This is a genomic window from Streptomyces sp. NPDC001933, assembly GCF_042890955.1.
Taxonomy (GTDB): domain Bacteria; phylum Actinomycetota; class Actinomycetes; order Streptomycetales; family Streptomycetaceae; genus Streptomyces.
Map to the genome: position 1 here is coordinate 12,744 of NZ_JBIASS010000012.1, position 19,820 is coordinate 32,563.

General features: G+C 70.9%; 18 protein-coding genes. 4 read left to right on the plus strand and 14 right to left on the minus strand.

Annotated elements, in window-relative coordinates:
* The first annotated feature begins 159 nt into the window (after positions 1–159).
* A complete protein-coding gene (locus tag ACFYY7_RS26840; RefSeq protein ID WP_124718788.1) occupies positions 160–831 on the plus strand; it encodes a 1-acyl-sn-glycerol-3-phosphate acyltransferase in 672 nt (223 codons plus the stop codon).
* Between the two features lie 98 nt (positions 832–929).
* Here the strand turns inward: ACFYY7_RS26840 and ACFYY7_RS26845 are convergent, their stop codons facing one another.
* From ACFYY7_RS26845 to argH, 5 genes are all read right to left on the minus strand, one after another.
* Positions 930–2,474 (minus strand): MFS transporter, encoded by a 1,545-nt coding sequence (locus ACFYY7_RS26845; protein WP_388665260.1) that lies wholly within the window; start codon positions 2,472–2,474, stop codon positions 930–932.
* On the minus strand, positions 2,471–3,022 hold the full coding sequence (locus tag ACFYY7_RS26850; RefSeq protein ID WP_351252422.1) for a TetR/AcrR family transcriptional regulator: 552 nt from the start codon (positions 3,020–3,022) through the stop codon (positions 2,471–2,473). Before ACFYY7_RS26850 ends, ACFYY7_RS26845 begins: the two co-directional genes overlap by 4 nt.
* A 34-nt stretch (positions 3,023–3,056) precedes the next feature.
* Positions 3,057–3,971 carry a sigma-70 family RNA polymerase sigma factor gene (locus ACFYY7_RS26855; protein WP_388665262.1) on the minus strand — a complete coding sequence of 305 codons (915 nt, stop codon included), beginning with the start codon at positions 3,969–3,971 and terminating at the stop codon, positions 3,057–3,059.
* A 142-nt stretch (positions 3,972–4,113) separates the two neighbouring features.
* A complete protein-coding gene (locus ACFYY7_RS26860) occupies positions 4,114–5,085 on the minus strand; it encodes an aldo/keto reductase (protein WP_388665264.1) in 972 nt (323 codons plus the stop codon).
* Positions 5,086–5,199: 114 nt separating this feature from the next.
* Positions 5,200–6,633: an argininosuccinate lyase gene (gene argH / locus ACFYY7_RS26865; protein WP_376316395.1), complete on the minus strand. Its 1,434-nt coding sequence runs from the start codon at positions 6,631–6,633 to the stop codon at positions 5,200–5,202.
* Between the two features lie 263 nt (positions 6,634–6,896).
* Between argH and ACFYY7_RS26870 the strand changes: the two genes are divergently transcribed.
* Together ACFYY7_RS26870 and ACFYY7_RS26875 are read left to right on the plus strand one after the other, a co-directional pair.
* Entirely contained in the window at positions 6,897–7,496 is a 600-nt protein-coding gene (locus ACFYY7_RS26870; RefSeq protein WP_388665266.1) for a pyridoxamine 5'-phosphate oxidase family protein, read from the plus strand.
* 55 nt (positions 7,497–7,551) lie between these two features.
* The gene (locus tag ACFYY7_RS26875) at positions 7,552–8,253 is read left to right on the plus strand and encodes a L,D-transpeptidase (RefSeq protein ID WP_388665268.1); all 702 of its coding nucleotides are present in this window, start codon (positions 7,552–7,554) and stop codon (positions 8,251–8,253) included.
* A 24-nt stretch (positions 8,254–8,277) separates the two neighbouring features.
* Here ACFYY7_RS26875 and ACFYY7_RS26880 read toward each other — a convergent pair whose 3' ends face one another.
* The 8 genes from ACFYY7_RS26880 to ACFYY7_RS26915 all read right to left on the minus strand — a co-directional run bounded on the left by ACFYY7_RS26880 (position 8,278) and on the right by ACFYY7_RS26915 (position 17,524).
* Complete coding sequence (locus ACFYY7_RS26880; protein ID WP_266735980.1) at positions 8,278–8,814, minus strand: arginine repressor; 537 nt, start codon at positions 8,812–8,814, stop codon at positions 8,278–8,280.
* Positions 8,815–8,824: 10 nt separating this feature from the next.
* Positions 8,825–10,021 carry an acetylornithine transaminase gene (locus tag ACFYY7_RS26885; protein ID WP_383714063.1) on the minus strand — a complete coding sequence of 399 codons (1,197 nt, stop codon included), beginning with the start codon at positions 10,019–10,021 and terminating at the stop codon, positions 8,825–8,827.
* On the minus strand, positions 10,018–10,932 hold the full coding sequence (gene argB / locus ACFYY7_RS26890) for an acetylglutamate kinase (protein WP_388665269.1): 915 nt from the start codon (positions 10,930–10,932) through the stop codon (positions 10,018–10,020). Before argB ends, ACFYY7_RS26885 begins: the two co-directional genes overlap by 4 nt.
* A complete protein-coding gene (argJ, locus tag ACFYY7_RS26895; RefSeq protein WP_388665271.1) occupies positions 10,929–12,083 on the minus strand; it encodes a bifunctional glutamate N-acetyltransferase/amino-acid acetyltransferase ArgJ in 1,155 nt (384 codons plus the stop codon). The genes argB and argJ overlap by 4 nt, the downstream gene beginning before the upstream one ends.
* Positions 12,080–13,108 (minus strand): N-acetyl-gamma-glutamyl-phosphate reductase, encoded by a 1,029-nt coding sequence (gene argC / locus ACFYY7_RS26900; protein WP_388665273.1) that lies wholly within the window; start codon positions 13,106–13,108, stop codon positions 12,080–12,082. The genes argJ and argC overlap by 4 nt, the downstream gene beginning before the upstream one ends.
* Before the next feature lie 316 nt (positions 13,109–13,424).
* Positions 13,425–14,627: a CaiB/BaiF CoA transferase family protein gene (locus ACFYY7_RS26905; protein ID WP_388665274.1), complete on the minus strand. Its 1,203-nt coding sequence runs from the start codon at positions 14,625–14,627 to the stop codon at positions 13,425–13,427.
* Positions 14,628–14,668: 41 nt separating this feature from the next.
* Positions 14,669–15,868: an acyl-CoA dehydrogenase family protein gene (locus tag ACFYY7_RS26910; RefSeq protein ID WP_388665276.1), complete on the minus strand. Its 1,200-nt coding sequence runs from the start codon at positions 15,866–15,868 to the stop codon at positions 14,669–14,671.
* A 78-nt stretch (positions 15,869–15,946) separates the two neighbouring features.
* On the minus strand, positions 15,947–17,524 hold the full coding sequence (locus tag ACFYY7_RS26915; RefSeq protein WP_388665278.1) for an AMP-binding protein: 1,578 nt from the start codon (positions 17,522–17,524) through the stop codon (positions 15,947–15,949).
* Positions 17,525–17,657: 133 nt separating this feature from the next.
* Here ACFYY7_RS26915 and ACFYY7_RS26920 point away from each other — a divergent pair, with 133 nt between their 5' ends.
* Positions 17,658–18,260: a TetR/AcrR family transcriptional regulator gene (locus ACFYY7_RS26920; protein WP_388665280.1), complete on the plus strand. Its 603-nt coding sequence runs from the start codon at positions 17,658–17,660 to the stop codon at positions 18,258–18,260.
* Between the two features lie 42 nt (positions 18,261–18,302).
* Here the strand turns inward: ACFYY7_RS26920 and ACFYY7_RS26925 are convergent, their stop codons facing one another.
* Positions 18,303–19,616 (minus strand): MFS transporter, encoded by a 1,314-nt coding sequence (locus ACFYY7_RS26925; RefSeq protein WP_388665281.1) that lies wholly within the window; start codon positions 19,614–19,616, stop codon positions 18,303–18,305.
* Positions 19,617–19,820 lie beyond the last annotated feature (204 nt).

The window sequence follows — 19,820 nt, forward strand, 5'->3', positions numbered from 1 at the left end:
GCCCCTGGACGAACATGGCGGAAACTCACGTCAACACCGCATATCCGTTCCGTGAGCCCGATGTGCGATCTGTGAGCGGCCGCGAGTATCGTCCTCACCTGCATGGACCGTCACGATCCCGCACCTCGGCCGGCCCCGGCCACTACACCGGAGGAACCGTTGTCCCGACACGCACTCATCAAGGCAGTGCTCGGACCGATCTTGCGCCTGATGTTCCGCCCCCAGGTGGAAGGTGTGGAGAACATTCCCGGGGACGGTCCGGTGATCCTCGCGGGCAACCATCTGACGTTCATCGATTCGATGATCATGCCGATCTGCTGCGACCGGCCGGTGTTCTACATCGGCAAGGACGAGTACGTGACGGGCAAGGGGCTCAAGGGCCGGGCCATGGCCTGGTTCTTCACCGGCTGCGGCATGATCCCGGTGGACCGGGACGGCGGGCGCGGCGGTGTTGCGGCGCTGATGACGGGCCGTCGGGTGCTGGAGGAGGGCAAGGCGTTCGCCATCTACCCCGAGGGCACCCGCTCCCCCGACGGCCGCCTGTACCGGGGCCGTACCGGCATCGCCCGGCTGACGCTGATGACGGGCGCTCCGGTGGTGCCGTTCGCGATGATCGGCACGGACAAGCTCCAGCCCGGCGGGGCCGGCCTGCCCCGTCCCGGCAAGGTGACGGTCCGTTTCGGTGAGCCGATGGAGTTCTCCCGGTACGAGGGCATGGACCGCGACCGTTATGTGCTGCGGGCGGTGACCGACTCCGTGATGGCCGAGGTGATGCGGCTGTCCGGTCAGGAGTACGTCGACATGTACGCCACGAAGGCCAAGGCCGCGTGAGCTGAGGCGCGCGAAGCGCCCACGGCAGGACACGCGGAAGGGCTCGTACCCCGGCTTCCCGGTGGTACGGGCCCTTCCGCGTGTCCGGGCCGGGACGGCTACTGGTGCACGATGCCGTCCTCCAGCTTCTGACCGCGCAACAGGAACCAGGCGGCCACGGCCGTCGCCAGCAGGACCACCGCGCCGATGCCCGCGGCGAGGCCCAGTCCCTGGACGAACGACTCCTGCGCCGCGGATACCAGTGCCTGCCCCTGCTGGGCCGGCAGTCCGTGGGCCGCCTCGACGGCGCCGCCGAGCGATTCATGGGCCGCCGCCGCGGGGCCCGACGGGACGCCCGGGGGTGTGCCGAACTCCTGATAGACGCCGGTGACGATGGAGCCGAGCAGGGCGATGCCGAGGGCCGCGCCGAGTTCGTACGCCGTCTCGGAGACCGCGCCGGCGGAACCCGCCTGCTCCTTGGGGACGCTGGAAAGGATCACGTCGGAGGTGACGGTGAAGGCGAAGCCCGCGCCCACGCCGACGACGAGCAGCACCGCCCCGATCAGCGGGTAGGAGGTCTCCTTGTGGATCAGGGTGACCGCGGCGAGGGCCAGGCCGATCGCCGCGAGGCCGCCGCTCACCACCGAACGTACCGAGAAGCGGCGGGCCGCCCGGCCCGCGATCAGACCGGCGACGACCGCGCCGACGGCCGCGGGCAGTTCGGCGAGACCGGCCTCCAGCGGCCCGCGCCCCTGCACCAGTTGGAGGAACTGGGAGAGGAAGAAGACCAGTCCGGACAGGCCGAGGATGGTCAGCAGGTCGGCGAGGACGGCGGCGGAGAAGCCCCGGTGGTGGAAGAGCCGCATGTCCAGCAGGGGCGCCGGGAGCGTGAGCTGCCTGCGTACGAACCAGCAGAGTGCCGCCGCACCACCGATGCCCGCGGCGATGGTCCCCGTGCTCGGGCCGTGTGCCGCCAGCTCCTTGATGGCGTACACGACACCGATCATGCCGACGAAGGAGAGCGCGACGCTCGCCAGGTCCCAGGGGCCCGGGGCCGGGTTCCTGGACTCGGGGATCGTCTTCGCGCCGACGACCACGAGGACCGCCATGACCGGCAGGTTGATCAGGAAGACCGAGCCCCACCAGAAGTGCTCCAGCAGCAGTCCGCCGACCACCGGGCCGACGGCCGCCCCGGCGGAGGCCATCGCTCCCCAGATCCCGATGGCGAGGCTGCGCTCGCGCGGGTCGTGGAAGAGGTTCCGGATCAGGGCGAGGGTGGACGGCATCAGGGTGGCGCCCGCGACACCGAGCAGCGCCCGCGCCAGGATCATCATCTCGGGGGTGTGCGCGTAGGCGTTGAGCACGGAGACCGCGCCGAACGCCGTCGCACCGCACAGCAGCAGCTTCTTGCGGCCGATGCGGTCGCCGAGGCTGCCCATCGAGACCAGCAGGCCGGCGATGACGAAGGAGTAGACGTCGCCGATCCACAGCAGCTGGGTGCCGGTCGGTTCGAGGTCCTCGGTGAGGAACGGGGTCGCGAGGCCCAGGACGGTGGCATCGATCGCCACGAGCAGCACCGCGAGGACGAGCACGGACAGCGCGATCCACCGCCCGGGACGGTGCAGTTCGTCCGGGGATGCCACGCGCTGTTCGATACGACTCATTGCTCCACGCTCCGGCGTGCACCGCCGAGCAGCAACTCGACGATCATGTACTGGAAGTCCTGGCTCGCGACCCGGCCGTCCTGGACCGCCCAGGCGCCGCTGGAGATGAGTCCGTAGAGGGCCTCGGTCAGCCAGGCGGGGGTGAGGTCGATGCGAATTTCGCCGCGCTCCTGGCCCCGTCTGAACAGGGCGGAGACCCGGGCGTCGAGTCGGTTCCAGCCCTCGTTCACCTCTTGGCCCTCGAAGAGCTGGTTCTCGGTGACGAGGAAGGAGAGCAGTCCCGCGCTCGGCTCGACGGCCGCGACCAGACGGCGCAGCGCCTCCGGCGCGCTGCCCTCGTCGAGGGCAGCGGCGTCCAGCGCCGCTTCGAACTCCTGGATGCCCAGGTTCTCCAACGCCTTGACCAGGGCGTCCCGTCCGGCGAAGTGCCGGTGCAGGGTTGCGCGTCCGATGCCTGCGGCCTTGGCGACCTCGTCCATGGTGGCGGTCGATTTACGGGTCAGCAGGGCGGCGGCGCTGCGCAGTACCTGTTCACGGTCGAGACTCATGAGACAATTGTAGACCACATGAGACAGAGTTGTCTCATTGAGGAGGGGTGGCCTCCGGGAGGACCGTCAGATCGAGGCCGGGGAGGCGGGCCGGATCGGTGATCACGGACATCTCGACGATCCTGCCCCGGGCGACCATGAAGATCATGACCGAGAACCGGTGGCCCTCGCGCGCCGCGATGACGGCCGGTTCCCCGTCGACCAGGGCCCGCTGCGAGGACCGCGCGAACGGCGCGAACATCATCGCCTGCCGGGCCACGGCCGCCGCACCCCGTACCGGGCCTGCCGCACCGGCAGTGCCGGCGCCGATGTCGGACCGCACCACCACGTCCGGATCGAGCACGGCCAGGAGGGCCTCGAATTCACCGTCACGGGCGGCGGCCAGGAAAGCGTTGACGACTTCGCGCTTGCGGGCGAGATCCGGGTCCGGCACCGGCTCCGCGCCCTGCACCCGGCGCCGCGCCCGGCTGGCGAGCTGCCGGGCCGCGGCCGGGGTGCGGTCCACGACACCGGCGATCTCGTCGAACGGCACGGCGAACATGTCGTGCAGCACGAAGGCCAGCCGCTCGGCGGGATCGAGCGTTTCGAGCACCACGAGCATCGCGAGACCGACCGAGTCGGCCATCAGCGCCTGCTGCTCGGGGTCGGCCCCCGGCCGGTCACCGAGGTCCGGGCCGGGGGCCGGCTCCTCGGGCGCCCCGGTGCCGAGGGGTTCCTCACGGCGGGAGCGGCGGGAGCGGAGCAGGTCCAGGCACACCCGCCCGACGACCGTCGTCAGCCAGCCGCCCAGATTGTCGATCGCCCGGTCGTCCGAACGGCTGAGCCGGATCCACGCCTCCTGGACGGCGTCCTCCGCCTCGCTCGTCGAACCGAGCATCCGGTAGGCCACGGCCTTCAGCCGGTCCCGGTTCTCCTCGAACCGCCCCGCCAGGAACTCATTTCCGTCCACAGCCACATTCCTCCGTCGTGTTCCATCACAGGTCTGACGGACGGAACCCCGCCGATGTGACGGACGGCCGGCGCCGATCCCCTGGGCCTGTCCTGCGGACGAGGGCCGGGCCCCGTCCGTGGTCCGCCCGGACCGGCTCCGGTCAGCTCCAGCGCAGCCCGGCGCGATGCCGCCAGTACGCCTCGGGCTCCTCCACCAGCGCGTCCAGCCGGGCGCGCCGCTCCTCGTCGAGATCGACGACGGCCGCGTGCAGGTTCCCGGCGAGCTGGCCGACGGTCGCCGCACCGGAGAGCACCACCCCGGCCCAGGGCTGGTGCAGCACCAGGGCCAGGGCGACCGCGTCGCTGCCGAGACCGGCGTCGGCGGCAATCTCCCGGACCACGGCGGGGGCCTCCGTCCCGGCGAGCCGCCCGTTGGCCATGCCCTCCTTGACGATCACGGTGAGTCCGGCCGCATGGGCCTCGGCGAGCGCCGTCCCGGCCGAGGTCTCCAGGGCGTTGTAGGTGGCCTGGACCGTACGGAAGAGCGGCTCGCCGTCCACGGTGACGGTGAGGGCGGCCCGGATCGCGTCCGCCTGGGCGGGCCCGCTGGTGGAGAGGCCGACGCTGACGCCCTCGGCGGCGAGCGCGGCCAGCCGGGCGTGCAGTTCCTTGTCGGTGAGGGCCGGGCTGTCGGCGGTGACCGAGTGGATCTGGTAGAGGTCGAGGCGGTCGCCGAGCAGCGCGTCGGTCTCGGCCCGCTGGCGCAGGAAGGTGGCGAGGCTGTGGTCCTTGACCTCGTGCGCCTCGGCGTCGACGCTCCAGTCGGCCGTGTAGGTGTAGCCCCACTTGCTGCCGATGACGACATCGTCCACCTCGGGGTGGGCCGTCAGCCACTGGGCCAGGAACTCTTCCGAGCGGCCGTAGGAACGGGCCGCGTCGAAGTAGCGGACGCCCTGGGCGTAGGCGGCGTCGAGCAGCTCGTGGGTGCGTGCGCGCATCGCCTCGACGCTGCGGTCGTCGGGCAGGTCGCGGTCGCGGTGGAGATTGATGTAGCCGGGCCTGCCGACCGCCGCCAGGCCGAGCCCGATGTGGGCGGTCGGAGTCGTCGCTGTGGCCAGCCGGGCGAAAGGCATCGTGGGGCTCCTCCTCGGTCGGTGCGCTCCCCGTCAACGTAACCCAGCGCACGGAAACCGGAAGGCGGGGAGCATACGTGCGCTCCCCGCCTTCCGGTGCCGCCCTCGGCGCGGTCAGTCCTTCGCGGTGGCCCAGGCCTGCTGGACCGCAAGGTCGGCCTTCACCTCGGCGAGCTGGACGGCCACGGCCGACGGGGCCGTACCGCCGCGACCGCTGCGGGAGGCGAGCGCGCCGGCCACGTTGAGGACCGTGCGGACCTCGGGGGTGAGGTGCTCGGAGATCTTGGCGAACTGCTCGTCGGTCAGCTGGTCGAGCTCGATGCCGTGCTGCTCGCACTCCTTGACGCACTCACCGGCGACCTCGTGGGCGACCCGGAACGGCACGCCCTGCTTGACCAGCCACTCGGCGATGTCGGTGGCGAGCGAGAAGCCGGCCGGGGCCAGCTCCTCCATGCGCTCGCGGTTCACGGTGAGCGTGGCCATCATGCCGGTGAAGGCGGGCAGCAGGACCTCCAGCTGGTCGCAGGAGTCGAAGACCGGCTCCTTGTCCTCCTGGAGGTCGCGGTTGTACGCGAGCGGGAGGGCCTTCAGCGTGGCCATCAGACCGGTCAGATTGCCGATCAGGCGGCCGGACTTGCCGCGTGCCAGCTCGGCGATGTCCGGGTTCTTCTTCTGCGGCATGATCGAGGAGCCGGTGGAGAAGGCGTCGTGCAGGGTGACGAAGGAGAACTCCTTCGTGTTCCAGATGATGACCTCCTCCGCGATCCGGGAGAGGTTCACACCGATCATCGCGGTGATGAAGGCGAACTCGGCGACGAAGTCGCGGGAGGCCGTTCCGTCGATGGAGTTGCCGACGGAGCCGCGCTCGAAGCCGAGGTCGGCGGCGACCGCCTCCGGGTCGAGACCGAGGGACGACCCGGCGAGGGCGCCGGAGCCGTACGGCGAGACGGCGGTCCGCTCGTCCCACTGGCGCAGCCGCTCGGCGTCCCGGGACAGGGACTGCGCATGGGCCAGGACGTGGTGGGCGAAGAGCACCGGCTGGGCGTGCTGGAGGTGGGTACGGCCGGGCATCGCGACGTCCGGGTGCGCCTCGGCGAGGCCGACCAGCGCGTCCTGGAGCTCGGCGATCAGGCCGCCGATGATCCGGGCGTGGTCGCGCAGGTACATCCGGAAGAGCGTGGCGATCTGGTCGTTGCGGGACCGGCCGGCCCGCAGCTTGCCGCCGAGGTCGGGGCCGAGGCGTTCCAGCAGCCCGCGCTCCAGCGCGGTGTGGACGTCCTCGTCGGCGACGGTGCCGGTGAAGGAGCCGTCGGCGACATCGGCTTCGAGCTGGTCGAGACCGGCGATCATGCGGCTCAGCTCGTCCTCGGTGAGCAGGCCCGCCTTGTTCAGCACGCGCGCGTGGGCGCGGGAACCGGCGATGTCGTACGGCGCGAGCCGCCAGTCGAAGTGGACGGAGGCGGACAGCTTGGCCAGCGCCTCGGCCGGACCGTCGGCGAAGCGGGCGCCCCAGAGGCGTACGTCGCTCTTGCCGTTGCCGTTGCTCACTGCGTGCTCCTCGGAAGAACAGGGTGATGGGTGTACGACCGCCTCCCCGCGCGGAGGGCCGAAGAGGCGGTGACGTAACTACCGGGGGTAGGGCGAGGTCACGCTTCGCCGTCGTGCCGCCCGAGTGATGGGTATAACTATGCAGACCTCCGTATGTTTTGTCAAAGATATGCGCCGCTCCCCACCGACCCTCGGGGCACCAGGGCGTCCCACGAGTCGAAATCACCTCCTCGGCACCGGAGTCGGCGACGAGAATGACAGCCATGGGGAAAACATATGAACGCATCGATGGACGGCTCAGGACCTTCATAGAGGAGCAGCACATCTTCTTCACGGCGACGGCGCCCCTGGACGGGGAGGGCACGGTCAACCTCTCCCCCAAGGGCGTCAGCGGTTCGTTCGCCGTGATCGACGAGCTGACCCTGGCCTACCTGGACTTCGCGGGCAGCCATGCCGAGACCGTCGCCCACCTCCGCGAGAACGGCCGGATCACACTGATGTGGTGCGCCTTCCAGGGGCCGCCGAACATCGTGCGGGTGCACGGCCGCGGTGAGCCGGTCTTCCGGGACGATCCCCGGTTCGGCACACTGCTCACCCACTTCCCGGGCGTGGACCCCGGCCTCCACGGGCTGCGCGCCGTCATCGTGGTGCGGGCCGAACTGATCCGGGACAGCTGCGGCTACGCGGTGCCGTTCATGTCGTACGACGAGGACCGTCCGCTGCACGCCAAGCGCTTCGCCCGCGAGGACGACGCCTCGCTCAGCGCCTACTTCGAGAAGAAGGAGCACATCGCGTCGAGCATCGACGGGCTCCCGGGGCTGCCGCTCCCACTGCCGGCCATGCCGCGGACGGGACGCGATTGAGCCGTACGGAGCAGATCCGCGGGTGGCACCCGCCCGGAGGGTCTACCGTCCGGGCATGCGCAGATCCCTGGTGACCCTCTCGGTACTGCTCGCGCTGGCGGGCTCCGTCGCGGCCCGGCCCGCCGCCGCCCCGCCGCTTCCGCACCTGATGGCCGACACCGGCGGCGGCACCCAGCTGATCACTGCCGAGGCCCCGGCCACGGGCTCCACCACGGGCACCGTGACCTGGTGGAACCTGCGCCGGGGCAGCTGGGTGAAGGGCGGCTCCACGCCGGCCCGCTTCGGCTCGAAGGGCCTGGCCGAGGGGGCGTCGCGCAAGCAGGGCACGAACACCACCCCCACCGGCCTGTACGACCTGCCGTACGCCTTCGGCATCAAGCCCGCACCGGCCGGCACCGTCCATCCCTACCGCCGGGTCAACGACCGGTCGTGGTGGTGCCAGGACAACACGGCGCGGGACTACAACCGCTGGGTGGAGCCACGGCCCGCGGACTGCCGGGCGGGCGAGGCGGAGCATCTGATCGCGTACCCGACGCAGTACGCCCGCGCGCTCGTCATCGGGTTCAACTACGAACGGCCGGTACGGGGTCGCGGCGCGGGGATCTTCCTCCACGTCAACGGGCGTGGCGCGACCGCCGGTTGCGTCTCCGTACCGGCGGCCGCGATGGACCGGATCCTCGACTGGGTGAATCCGGCCCGCCGTCCGCACATCGCGATCGGGACCGGCTCGGGCCCGACCGCGATCACCCGCTACTGACGCGGCCCGGCAACACCGGTGCGCTCAGCGCTCGTTCTGCGCCAGTCGCAGCAGATGGTCGGCGAGCGCCTGGCCGCCCGACGGGTCGCGGCTGATCAGCATCAGGGTGTCGTCACCCGCGATGGTGCCGAGGATGTCGTGCAGTTCGGCCTGGTCGATGGCCGAGGCGAGGAACTGGGCCGCGCCCGGCGGGGTGCGCAGCACCACGAGGTTGGCCGACGCCTCCGCGGAGATGAGCAGTTCGGCGGAGAGCCGCCGCATCCGCTCCTCCTTCGCGGACCCGCCCAACGGCGCCTGCGGGGTGCGGAATCCGCCCTCGCTCGGCACCGCGTAGATCAGCTCGCCGCCGGTGTTGCGGATCTTCACCGCACCCAGCTCGTCCAGATCGCGGGAGAGCGTCGCCTGGGTGACGCTCAGCCCGTCGTCGGCGAGGAGCTTGGCCAGCTGGCTCTGCGAGCGCACCGGCTGCCGGTTCAGGATGTCCACGATCCGGCGGTGGCGTGCGGTGCGGGTCTGCGGCACGGACGGCCCGCCGTACTCGGATTCCTGCGCCTCGGTCATCGTCGTCGCCTCATTCTCCGGATCGTCCGTCCCCTTGTGCCGCGTCGAGAGCGCCGGGCAGCGCCTGGAGCAACGCGTCCACTTCCGCGTCGCCGATGATCAGCGGCGGCATGAGCCGCAGGACATCGGGGGCGGGTACGTTCACCAGGATTCCGGCACTCTGAGCCGCCTGCTGCACCTGGGGCGCGAGCGGCTCGGTGAGCACGATACCCAGCAGCAGTCCGGAGCCCCTTACGTGGGACACCAGCGGATGGCCGAGGCCCTCCACTCCGTCCCGGATCTTCTCGCCGAGCCGCTTCACCCGGTCCAGGGCGCCGTCGGCGGCCAGGGTGTCCAGGACGGCGAGACCGGCGGCGCAGGCGATCGGGTTGCCGCCGAACGTCGTACCGTGCTGGCCCGGCTTCAGCAGCTCGGCGGCCGGGCCGAAGGCCACGGCCGCGCCGATCGGTAGTCCGCCGCCCAGGCCCTTGGCAAGGGTGACGACATCGGGCTCGATGCCCTGGTGGGCCTGGTGCTCGAACCACTGGCCGCAGCGGCCGATGCCGGTCTGCACCTCGTCGAGCACCAGCAGGGTGCCGGTGGCGCGGGTGATCTCCCGGGCGGCCTCCAGATACCCGGCGGGCGGTACGACCACACCGTTCTCGCCCTGGATCGGCTCGATGATCACCAGCGCGGTGTCGGTGGTGACGGCGGCCCGCAGGGCCTCCGCGTCGCCGTACGGGACGTGTGTGACGTCACCGGGCAGCGGGAGGAACGGGTCGCGCTTGGCGGGCTGGCCGGTCAGTGCGAGCGCGCCCATGGTCCGGCCGTGGAAGCCGCCGTCGGTGGCGACCATGTGGGTCCGCCCGGTCAGCCGGCCGATCTTGAAGGCCGCCTCGTTGGCCTCGGCGCCCGAGTTGGCGAAGTAGACACGGCCGCTCCGGCCGAAGAGCTGGAGCAGCCGTTCGGCGAGACGGACGGGCGGCTCGGCGATGAAGAGGTTGGAGACATGGCCGAGGGAGGCGATCTGGGTGGAGACGGCCTCGACGACGGCAGGGTGGGCGTGCCCCAGCGCGTTCACCGCGATACCGCCGACGAAGTCGAGGTACTCGGTGCCGTCGGCATCCCACACCCGGGCGCCCTCGCCGCGGACCAGGGACAGCTTCGGGGTCCCGTAGTTGTCCATCAGCGCGTGGCTCCAGCGCTGTGCGAGTTCCTGGTTGCTCATGACTCCCCCTGCGCGTCGGGCCGTGCGTCGGGCACGACCATCGTGCCGATTCCTTCGTCGGTGAAGATTTCCAGCAGGATCGAGTGCTGGACCCGGCCGTCGATGACGCGGGCGGTCTCGACGCCGTTGCGCACGGCGTGCAGGCAGCCCTGCATCTTCGGCACCATGCCGCTGGAGAGTTCCGGCAGCAGCTTCTCCAGCTCGGCCGCGGTGAGCCGGCTGATCACGTCGTCGCTGTTGGGCCAGTCCTCGTAGAGGCCTTCGACGTCGGTGAGGACCATCAGCGTCTCGGCGTTCAGCGCGGCGGCGAGCGCCGCGGCGGCGGTGTCGGCGTTGACGTTGTAGACGTGGTTGTCGTCGGCGGAGCGGGCGATGGAGGAGATGACCGGGATCCGGCCGTCGTCCAGCAGCGCCTGGATCGCTCCGGTGTCGATGGCGGTGATCTCGCCGACCCGGCCGATGTCGACGCTCTCGCCGTCGATGGTGGGCCGGTGCTGGACGGCGGTGATGGTGTGGGCGTCCTCGCCGGTCATGCCGACGGCGAGCGGGCCGTGCTGGTTGAGCAGGCCGACGAGTTCGCGCTGCACCTGGCCGGCCAGCACCATCCTTACGACGTCCATCGCCTCGGGCGTGGTGACGCGCAGCCCCGCCTTGAACTCGCTGACCAGGCCCTGCTTGTCGAGCTGGGCGCTGATCTGCGGGCCGCCGCCGTGCACGACGACGGGCTTGATGCCGGCCTGGCGCAGGAAGACCACGTCCTGGGCGAAGGCCGCCTTCAGCTCGTCGTCGATCATGGCGTTGCCGCCGAACTTGATGACGACGGTCTTGCCGTTGTGCCGGGTCAGCCAGGGCAGTGCCTCGATGAGGATCTGCGCCTTCGGGAGTGCGGTGTGTTTCCGCGCCGCGCTCATGAGCTGTACGCGCTGTTCTCGTGGACGTAGTCCGCGGTGAGGTCGTTGGCCCAGATGACGGCGGACTCGGTGCCGGCGGCGAGGTCGGCGGTGATCTTGACCTCCCGGTAGCGCATGTCGACCAGATCGCGGTCCTCGCCGACGCCGCCGTTCTTGCAGACCCAGACGCCGTTGATGGCGACGTTCAGCTGGTCGGGCTCGAAGGCGGCCTTCGTCGTGCCGATCGCGGAGAGCACCCGGCCCCAGTTGGGGTCCTCGCCGTGGATGGCGCACTTGAGGAGGTTGTTACGGGCGATGGAGCGGCCCACCTCGACGGCGTCGTCCTCGGTCGCGGCGTTGATGACCTCGATCCGGATGTCCTTGGAGGCGCCCTCGGCGTCACCGATGAGCTGGCGGGCCAGGTCCGCGCAGACGGTCCGTACGGCCTCGGCGAACTCGTCCTGCTCCGGGGTGATTCCGCTCGCCCCGGAGGCCAGCAGCAGCACGGTGTCGTTGGTCGACATGCAGCCGTCGGAGTCGACCCGGTCGAAGGTGGTGCGGGTGGCAGCGCGCAGCGCGGAGTCGAGCCCGGCGGCGTCCACGTCGGCGTCGGTGGTGAGGACGACCAGCATGGTGGCGAGGCCCGGGGCGAGCATGCCCGCGCCCTTGGCCATGCCGCCGACGGTCCAGCCCTCGCCGCCCGCGACGGCGGTCTTGTGGACGGTGTCGGTGGTCTTGATCGCGATGGCGGCCTTCTCGCCGCCGTGCTCGCTGAGGGCGGCGGCGGCCTGCTCGATGCCGGGCAGCAGCTTGTCCATCGGGAGCAGCGTGCCGATCAGCCCGGTCGAGGCGACCGCGATCTCACCGGCGTTGTGGCCGGTGAGCACCTCGGCGGCCTTCTCGGCGGTGGCGTGGGTGTCCTGGAAGCCCTTGGGGCCCGTACAGGCGTTGGCACCACCGGAGTTGAGGACGACGGCGGTGACCTCGCCGCCCTTGAGCACCTGCTCCGACCATAGGACGGGGGCGGCCTTGACGCGGTTGGAGGTGAAGACGCCCGCGGCGGCGCGACGCGGACCGTGGTTGACCACGAGGGCCAGGTCCGGGTTACCGCTCTCCTTGATTCCCGCGGCGATGCCCGCCGCGGAGAACCCCTGTGCTGCCGTGACGCTCACGGTGCGACTCCGATCGTGGAAAGACCTGTGTCCTCGGGAAGTCCGAGGGCGATGTTCATGCTCTGCAGGGCACCGCCGGCGGTGCCCTTGGCGAGGTTGTCGATGGCGCTGATCACGATGATCCGGCCCGCCGCCTCGTCGTGGGCGACCTGGATCTGTACGGCGTTGGAACCGTAGACGGACGCCGTGGCGGGCCACTGCCCCTCGGGGAGCAGCTCGACGAAGGGCTCGTCGGCGAACGCCTTCTCGTACACGTCGCGGACGGACTCGGCACTCACCCCGGGCCTGGCCTTCGCGCTGCAGGTGGCGAGGATGCCGCGGGGCATCGGCGCCAGGGTCGGCGTGAAGGAGACCGTGACGGGTTCACCGGCCGCCGCGCTGAGGTTCTGGATCATCTCGGGGGTGTGCCGGTGGGCGCCGCCGACGCCGTACGGGGACATGTTGCCCATCACCTCGGAGCCGAGCAGATGCGGCTTGGCCGCCTTGCCCGCTCCGGAGGTGCCGGACGCGGCGACGATCACGGCCTCGGGCTCGGCCAGCTGGGCCGCGTACGCCGGGAAGAGCGCGAGCGATACGGCGGTCGGGTAGCAGCCGGGCACCGCGATCCGCTTGGAACCGGCGAGCGCGGCGCGCCCGCCCGGCAGTTCGGGCAGGCCGTAGGGCCAGGTGCCGGCGTGCGGGGAACCGTAGAACTTCTCCCAGTCCGCCGCGTCCTTGAGCCGGAAGTCGGCCCCCATGTCGACGACCAGCACCTCGTCGCCGAGCTGTTCGGCGACGGCGGCCGACTGCCCGTGCGGGAGGGCGAGGAAGACGACGTCGTGCCCGGCGAGGACCTCGGGGGTGGTCGGCTGGAGGACCCGGTCGGCGAGCGGCCGCAGATGCGGCTGGAGCGCGCCGAGCTTCTGCCCCGCGTTGGAGTTGGCGGTGAGCGCCCCGATCTCGACCCGGGGGTGAACCAGCAGGAGACGGAGCAGCTCCCCACCGGCGTATCCGCTCGCCCCTGCCACTGCCGCACGTACCACCATCGAAACCTCCTCGTCGATGGCATGACTATACGCAGTCCTGCACTTTTATACAAAGCTTTCGCCCGGCCACTCGCCACCGGCCACGCTGTCAGTGTGCTCCGTCATCTTCGAACCATGTCGATCACCGCACAACTGTGCGACTCGGTGAGGCTTCCGGGCGCGGACGCACAGGTCGACGCATTTGCCTTCGACGCGCGTGGGGACGGGCCGCCCCGCGCTCTCCGACGGGACTACGGCTGCGGGTTCGTCGACGCGACGGCGGGAGCGGGGCACTCGATCGCCGGAGCGAAGCGGCGCCCTGAGCGCGGTGGTGCGCTCAGAACGAACCGCCCGGTGCCGGCCGGCCGACGGGCAGGTCATCGGCCGGGATTCGGCCGGTGGAGAGCTGGGCCAGCAGCTGCTCGGTGTGGCGGCCCAGGGACGGGGCCGGGGTGCGGAAGGTTTCAAGGCCGGCCCCGAAGGTCACGGGGAAGCGGGCCTGTGGGCAGGCGGCGGGATCGGCGGGGGTGCCGAACAGTTGCCGGGCGGTGTTGTGGGGGTCGGTCAGGAGTTCGCCGGGGGTGGTGAGGACAGGGGCCCAGGGGGCGTCGAGGGCGTCCAGGCGTTCCTGCCACCAGGCGTGGTCACGGGTGCGGAAGATTCCGTGCAGCAAGTCGCTCACGGCCCGCCTCGCGGCAGTTCGAGCGGCGCGCCGGTCGTAGGCATCGGTGTTCAACTCCGGGAATTCCGCGGCCAGTCCGGTGCGGAAGCGGTGCCAGAACTTGTCCTCGAACGTGGCGAGGGAGAGGCGGCGTCCGTCGGCGGTGGTGAAGGTGTCGTTGTCGCCCTGCACCAGGCCCGCTTCGAGGGGGTCGGGGATGTCGCGCAGCGGCAGTGCGAAGAGGGAGCACCAGGCGGTGATGGATTCGCTGAGGGATACGTCGATGTGCTGGCCCCGGGTCCGGGTGCCGGTCCCGGGGCCGAGGGCGGCGGTCAGGGCGAGGGCCGCGTGCATGGCTCCGGCCATGTCGCCGATCCGGACGCCGGGGCGGATGATCTCGCCGTCGAGCCGTCCGGGGACGGTGAAGAACCCGGACAGGCCGAGGAAGTTGAGCTCGTGGCCGGGCTTCTGCGCGTAGGGTCCGCTCTGCCCGTAGCCGCTGAGCGAGCACAGCACCAGGCGCGGATTGGCCTCGTGGAGTGCGGCGAAGCCCAGTCCCATCCCGTCGAGGACACCGGGGCGGAAGCTCTCCACGACGGCGTCGGCGGTGCGGACCAGGTCCAGGAAGGTGTTCCGGCCCTCCTCGTCGCGCAGGTCCAGGGTGATCGACCGCTTGTTGCGGTTGAGCGCGTCGAACAGGTCGGGGGCCATCCGCAGGGGGTCGCCGGAGTGCGGGGGCTCCACCTTGATGACGTCGGCGCCGAGGTCGGCGAGCAGGGATGTGGCGTAGGGGCCGGGCAGCAGCCGGGAGAGGTCGAGGATGCGCTTGCCCGTCAGCGACGACCAGGCGGGGGCCGAGGAGTGGGAAGGGGGTGTCATCAGGTGCACCTGTCCTGCCGTGAGTGGGTCGGGGAGGCGGGTCAGGCCATGAAGGCGAGGCCGTGCGCGATGCCGTTGCGCTGGATCTCGGAGGTTCCGGTCAGGATGCGGAACATGCGGATCTTGCGGAACAGGAACTCGATCTCATTGCCCTGGGTGAGGCCTTCCTTGCCGTGGATCTGGACGGCCTGGTCGAGGATGCGGAAGGCGGACTCGGCGACGAACAGCTTGCTCATGAACGCCTCGGTGCGTACGTCGTTCCCCCGGTCGAGCGCGGCGAGCGCCGCATAGGTCATGGAGCGGGCCGCGTACAGCTCGGTGGCCATGTCGGCGACCTTGTGCTGGATCGACTGGAGTGTCAGCAGGGGCCGGCCGCCGGCGACCTTGCGGGTGCGGGCGCGTTCCAGGGTGAGGTCGAGGGCCCGGCGGGTGGCGCCGATGACGGTGGGGCAGTGCAGGAGCCGGTTGGTGGTGACGCGGCCGAGCGCGATCCGCATGCCCTTGCCCTCCTCGCCGAGGAGGTTCTGGGCGGGGACGTAGCAGTCGTCCAGGACGATGTCGCTCTCGATGTGCTCGCCGGACATGGGCGTGGCGCCGTCGAGCACCTTGCAGCCGGGGCTGTCCAGGTCGACCAGGAAGGCGGAGAAGGCCGGCTTGTCGCCCTCCTGTCCGCCGGTCCCCGCCATCCGGGCCACGACGATGGCGAAGTCCGCGAACGGGCCCGCCGAGCTGAAGACCTTGTGACCGCTCAGGCGGTAGCCGTCGCCGTCGCGGGTGGCGGTGGTGCGCATGGACCGGACGTCGGAGCCGGCATCGGTCTCGGTCAGCGAGAAGCAGCAGGCGCGCTCGCCGCGCACCAGGGGCAGCAGGTACGTGTCCAGCTGGTACTCGGTGGCGTGCCGCAGGATGTCGCCGGCGCGCAGCGGGCCGCCCATGTCGCCCAGCACGCTGTGCCCGAGCACGCGTCCACTGGCCCCGATCTCTTCCTTCAGGGCGGCCAGCGCGGTGTGGGAGAGGTTCTGGCCGCCGTGCTGCTCGGACAAGTGGATGCCGTAGAAGCCCAGTTCGCGGCTGCGCCGCCAGACAGGTTCGAGGTCGGCGCGGGTGAGGCGGCTCTCGTGGGTGATGCCGCGGCCTCGTTCGTAGTCGGCCAGTTCGCCGTCGAGGTATGCGCGGAGCCGGTCGACGAGGCCGGCGAGCCGGGGGTCGTCGTCGTAGGCGGGGCGCAGGGAGAAGGTCATGTCGGGGTGGTCCTTGCCGGTCGGGGGCGGGGTCGGTGCGGGGGCAGTCGGTGCGGGAGACGGCCGTTCAGGCGCCCGTCAGTTCACGCGGCGGTCGGCGTCGGCCCAGTACGGTTCGCGCACGGCCTTGCGGTCGAGCTTTCCGTTGCGGTTGTGGGGCAGTTCCGCGACGAAGTCCACGGTCCTCGGCTTCTTGAAGCGGTCGAGCCGCTCGGCGCAGAACGCGGTGATCTCGTCGCCGCTCGGCGCATGGCCGGGGCGGGGCACGATGACGGCCTTCACCGCCTCGCCCCACGTCTCGTCGGGCACACCGATGACGCAGGCTTCCTGGACACCGGGGTGTTCGTAGAGGACGGCCTCGACCTCGGTCGAGTAGATGTTGAACCCGCCGGAGATGATCATGTCCTTCTTGCGGTCGACGAGGAACAGGTAGCCGTCCTCGCGCATCCAGGCGAGATCGCCGGTGTGGACCCAGCCGTCGCGGAAGGTCTGCGCCGACAGTTCCGGCTCCTGCCAGTACTCGCGTACGCAGTCGGGGCCGCGGACGATGAGTTCGCCCACCTCGCGGGGCGGCAGCGGCCGGCCGGTCTCGTCGACGATCCGGACCTCGGTGTCGTACGTCGCCCGGCCGCAGGACTGGAGCAGTTCGGGGTCGTCCGCGACGGCGTGGGCGATCTCCTGGCTGCTCAGCCCCGCCACCACGCTGGTGGTCTCGCCGAGGCCGTAGCCCTGTGCCACGACCGGGCCGAAGAACCGCACGGCGTCGCGCAGGCGTTGGGGCGAGATGGGTGCGCCGCCCACGCGTACGCCGGTCAGGCTGGACAGGTCCCGCCCGGCCGCGTCCGGGTGGGCCAGCACCATGTTGACCATGGCGGGGACGAGGAACGTCGCGGTGATGCGTTCCTTCTCCACCGTGTCCACGAACGCCCCGGCGCTCCAGGCCGGCAGTACGTAGGTGGCCGCCCCGGCGAAGACGTTGGCCAGCAGCGTCATGCCGGTGGCATGGGTGATCGGGCCGCAGGCGAGGTAGCGGGTGCCCGGCCGGGGCCGGGACTCGTCGCTCATCAGGAGTTTACGCATGTTCGCGAGACGGTTACCGAAGGTCTGGACGGCCGCCTTGAGCGCTCCGGTGGATCCGGAGGTGAAGTTGAGGACGCACGGAGCGTCCTCGTCCACGTCGGTGGCGACCGGGGCGGCGTCCCCCTCGCCGAGCAGGGCCCGGTATCCGAGGACCGCACCGCCCGGTATCGCGTCCGCGGCCTCCCCGTCCTCCAGGAGTACGGGGAGACAGCCGGTGCCCGAGGCCTCGATGGCGGCAAGCGCGTCCTCCCGGTGCGCCGCGTCGAACACGAGGACGCGCACCGGCGCGTAACGCAGGATGTGCTCGATCTCGCCGCGCCCCAGCCGGGCGTTGATCGGCGCGCGCACCAGTCCGGCCTTGTAGAGGGCGAATTCGACCTCGACCAGTTCCCCGCGGTTCCAGGCCAGGGAGGCGACCGCGTCGCCGGGGCGCAGTCCGCGGGCGGTCAGGGCCGAGGCGAGACGGTTGGTCGCGCCGTCCAGTTCCGCGTACGTCCAGGAACGCTCGCCGCAGACCAGGGCGGTGGCGTCGGGCCAGTAGCGGGCGCTGCGGGTGAGATAGGTGCCGAGGTTCATCAACGATCTCCAGCCTTACGGTCCGACCAATTGAATACAGCAAGAACGTTTACAGACACAATGTTTTGTATCTTGTGGGCTGTCAAGAGCCATCTAGACTGTGCGCGGACCACGACAGGGCGAAGGGGGCCTCATGGCCGAGGACAGGCGCACCAGGCGTACCCGCAGGGCGCTGGGCGGAGCACTGGTGGAGCTGGTGCTGGAGCGCGGCTTCAGCGCACTCACCGTCGAAGACATCACCGAGCAGGCCGATGTCGCGCGCGCCACGTTCTACGCGCACTTCAAGGGCAAGGACGACCTGTTCGCGCGGGTGACCACCGACCTGCTGGAGCAGCTCGCGCAGCGTCTGGAGCCGGTGGTCGCCAGCAGCTCCATCGGCTTCACCGGCAAGCCGCTGCTGGAGATGCTGCGGCATGTCAGCGACGAACGGGACGTCTACCGGGTCATCCTGCGCGGCGAAGGGGACGGCAAGCCGCTGCAGATGTTCGTGGATGCCTGCGCCGCCGCGACGGCGCAGGAGTTCAAGGCCCGCGCCGAACGCAACAACGTCCAGCCGCGCATCGACGCCGACCTGCTGGCCCGGGTCTGGGTGGGCGAGCAGATCGCCGTACTGCGCTGGTGGGCCGAGCAGGACACCCCGCCGATGCCCGCCGAGGAGGCCGTGCGCATGCTGCTCGACCTGGCCCTGCACGGCCGGTACTGGGCCAGCGGATTCACCGCCCCGGACCAGGGCTGACCGGCCCCGGTCCCTGTCCTGCCCCGATCCGCCGGACAGCCCTCAGAGGGCGCCGAGTCGTGCGGCGTCCCGTGCCGGGCGGATACAGCAGGCGGCCACGACCCCGCAGATGATCATGACGACCGCCGCCAGCGCGAACGACTGCGTGTAGCCCGCGCCCTCCGAGGGCGCGGAATCCAGCAGATGACCCGTCAGGGACGGGGCCAGCAGCCCCGGCAGTGTCCCCGTCGCGGCCACGATCCCGAAGAGCGCGCCGCGCCGGGAGGCGGGCACGACCGCCGCGGCCGTCATGTAGTGCAGCGGGAAAGCGATGGAGTGCACCGCGAAGGCGACCGCGATCAGGGCGAGCCGCACCGGCAGCGGGCCGACGAAGGGGAACACCGCCATCGCCGTCCCGGCACACGCCACCGCGAGGCCCTGTGGCACACCGCTGGAAAGGCGCATCGACACGCCACGCCGGGTCAGCCGGTCGATCACGGGGGACAGCGCCAGCAGCAGCACGAAACTGAGGGCGGACACGGCACTGAGCACCGCCGCCGCCGTTCCCGGGCTCATGGCGAGTTCGTTCCTGAGATACGACGGCAGCCAGGCCTGACTGAGGGCCATCGCCCACGACGCCCCGAAAGCGCTGGCCACACTCCCGATCACCGTGCCGCACAGCAGCAGTCGGCGGTAGGGGACGCGGGCGGACCCGCCGGCCTCGGTCCGTACGCGCGCCGGGGGCTGGTCGTAGGGGCCGTCGCGCCCGACGAACCACCACACCGCGCTCCACGCCAGACTCGTCACGGCCAGCGCGGCAAAGGCCGAACGCCACCCGAACTGCGTGATCAGCCAGGTGACCACGGGCGCCGCTATGAGAGTGCCGAGGGCGGCGCCACTGATCTGCAGGGCCGAGGGCAGACCGCGGCGGCCCGCCGGAAACCACTTGTAGAGGGCGTGCATCGACATCGGCGTGGCCGGCCCCTCCGCCGCGCCGAGCAGCACCCGGCCGGCGACCAGCGCCGGTACGGCCGCCACGATCAGGACGGGCAACTGGGCCAGGCCCCACACCAGGCACATCACGAACAGCAGCACGCGGCTGGAGACGCGCGAGGAGAAGAAGCCGACGACCAGTCCGGAGAGACTGAACAGGATCGAGTAGGAGCTGGAGATCAAGCCGTAGGTGCTGTGGCTGATGTCCAGCTCTTCCATGATCGGGTCGGCCGCCAGCCCGAGCACCGACTTGTCCGCGAAGTTGACGATCATGAACGTGACGATCAGCGCGGTGACGAGCCAGGCGCGGCGCCGGTCGAACGCCGGCGGCCCGAGGCCGCCGGACTCGTCGAGTTCCAGCGACGGTGATGGCTGCGAGGGCATAGGGAGACTCCTGCGGTTCGGGAGAAGCAGGGGGCGATGCTCCGGTGGCGGGAGGTTCGGCATCGGGCGCACGCGGGCAGCGGCACCACTCCCGTCCGGGCACGGCCTGTCGGGGTGCGACGAGAAATCAATTGAACGAAGCGTCCATTAACGGGCTGCTGATTCGGCAACGTAACGTGCTGGCCACTTCCGGTCAATGCCTCC

Bases quoted from the DNA above. Each gene is read 5' to 3' on its own strand.
- ACFYY7_RS26870 (WP_388665266.1), top strand. From the start codon at position 6,897: ATGGGGAAAACATATGAACGCATCGATGGACGGCTCAGGACCTTCATA.
- ACFYY7_RS26860 (WP_388665264.1), bottom strand. From the start codon at position 5,085: ATGCCTTTCGCCCGGCTGGCCACAGCGACGACTCCGACCGCCCACATC.
- ACFYY7_RS26920 (WP_388665280.1), top strand. From the start codon at position 17,658: ATGGCCGAGGACAGGCGCACCAGGCGTACCCGCAGGGCGCTGGGCGGA.
- ACFYY7_RS26885 (WP_383714063.1), bottom strand. From the start codon at position 10,021: ATGAGCAACCAGGAACTCGCACAGCGCTGGAGCCACGCGCTGATGGAC.
- ACFYY7_RS26850 (WP_351252422.1), bottom strand. From the start codon at position 3,022: ATGAGTCTCGACCGTGAACAGGTACTGCGCAGCGCCGCCGCCCTGCTG.
- ACFYY7_RS26845 (WP_388665260.1), bottom strand. From the start codon at position 2,474: ATGAGTCGTATCGAACAGCGCGTGGCATCCCCGGACGAACTGCACCGT.
- argB (WP_388665269.1), bottom strand. From the start codon at position 10,932: ATGAGCGCGGCGCGGAAACACACCGCACTCCCGAAGGCGCAGATCCTC.
- ACFYY7_RS26910 (WP_388665276.1), bottom strand. From the start codon at position 15,868: ATGACCTTCTCCCTGCGCCCCGCCTACGACGACGACCCCCGGCTCGCC.
- argC (WP_388665273.1), bottom strand. From the start codon at position 13,108: ATGGTGGTACGTGCGGCAGTGGCAGGGGCGAGCGGATACGCCGGTGGG.
- ACFYY7_RS26880 (WP_266735980.1), bottom strand. From the start codon at position 8,814: ATGACCGAGGCGCAGGAATCCGAGTACGGCGGGCCGTCCGTGCCGCAG.
- ACFYY7_RS26915 (WP_388665278.1), bottom strand. From the start codon at position 17,524: ATGAACCTCGGCACCTATCTCACCCGCAGCGCCCGCTACTGGCCCGAC.
- ACFYY7_RS26875 (WP_388665268.1), top strand. From the start codon at position 7,552: ATGCGCAGATCCCTGGTGACCCTCTCGGTACTGCTCGCGCTGGCGGGC.
- ACFYY7_RS26925 (WP_388665281.1), bottom strand. From the start codon at position 19,616: ATGCCCTCGCAGCCATCACCGTCGCTGGAACTCGACGAGTCCGGCGGC.
- ACFYY7_RS26905 (WP_388665274.1), bottom strand. From the start codon at position 14,627: ATGACACCCCCTTCCCACTCCTCGGCCCCCGCCTGGTCGTCGCTGACG.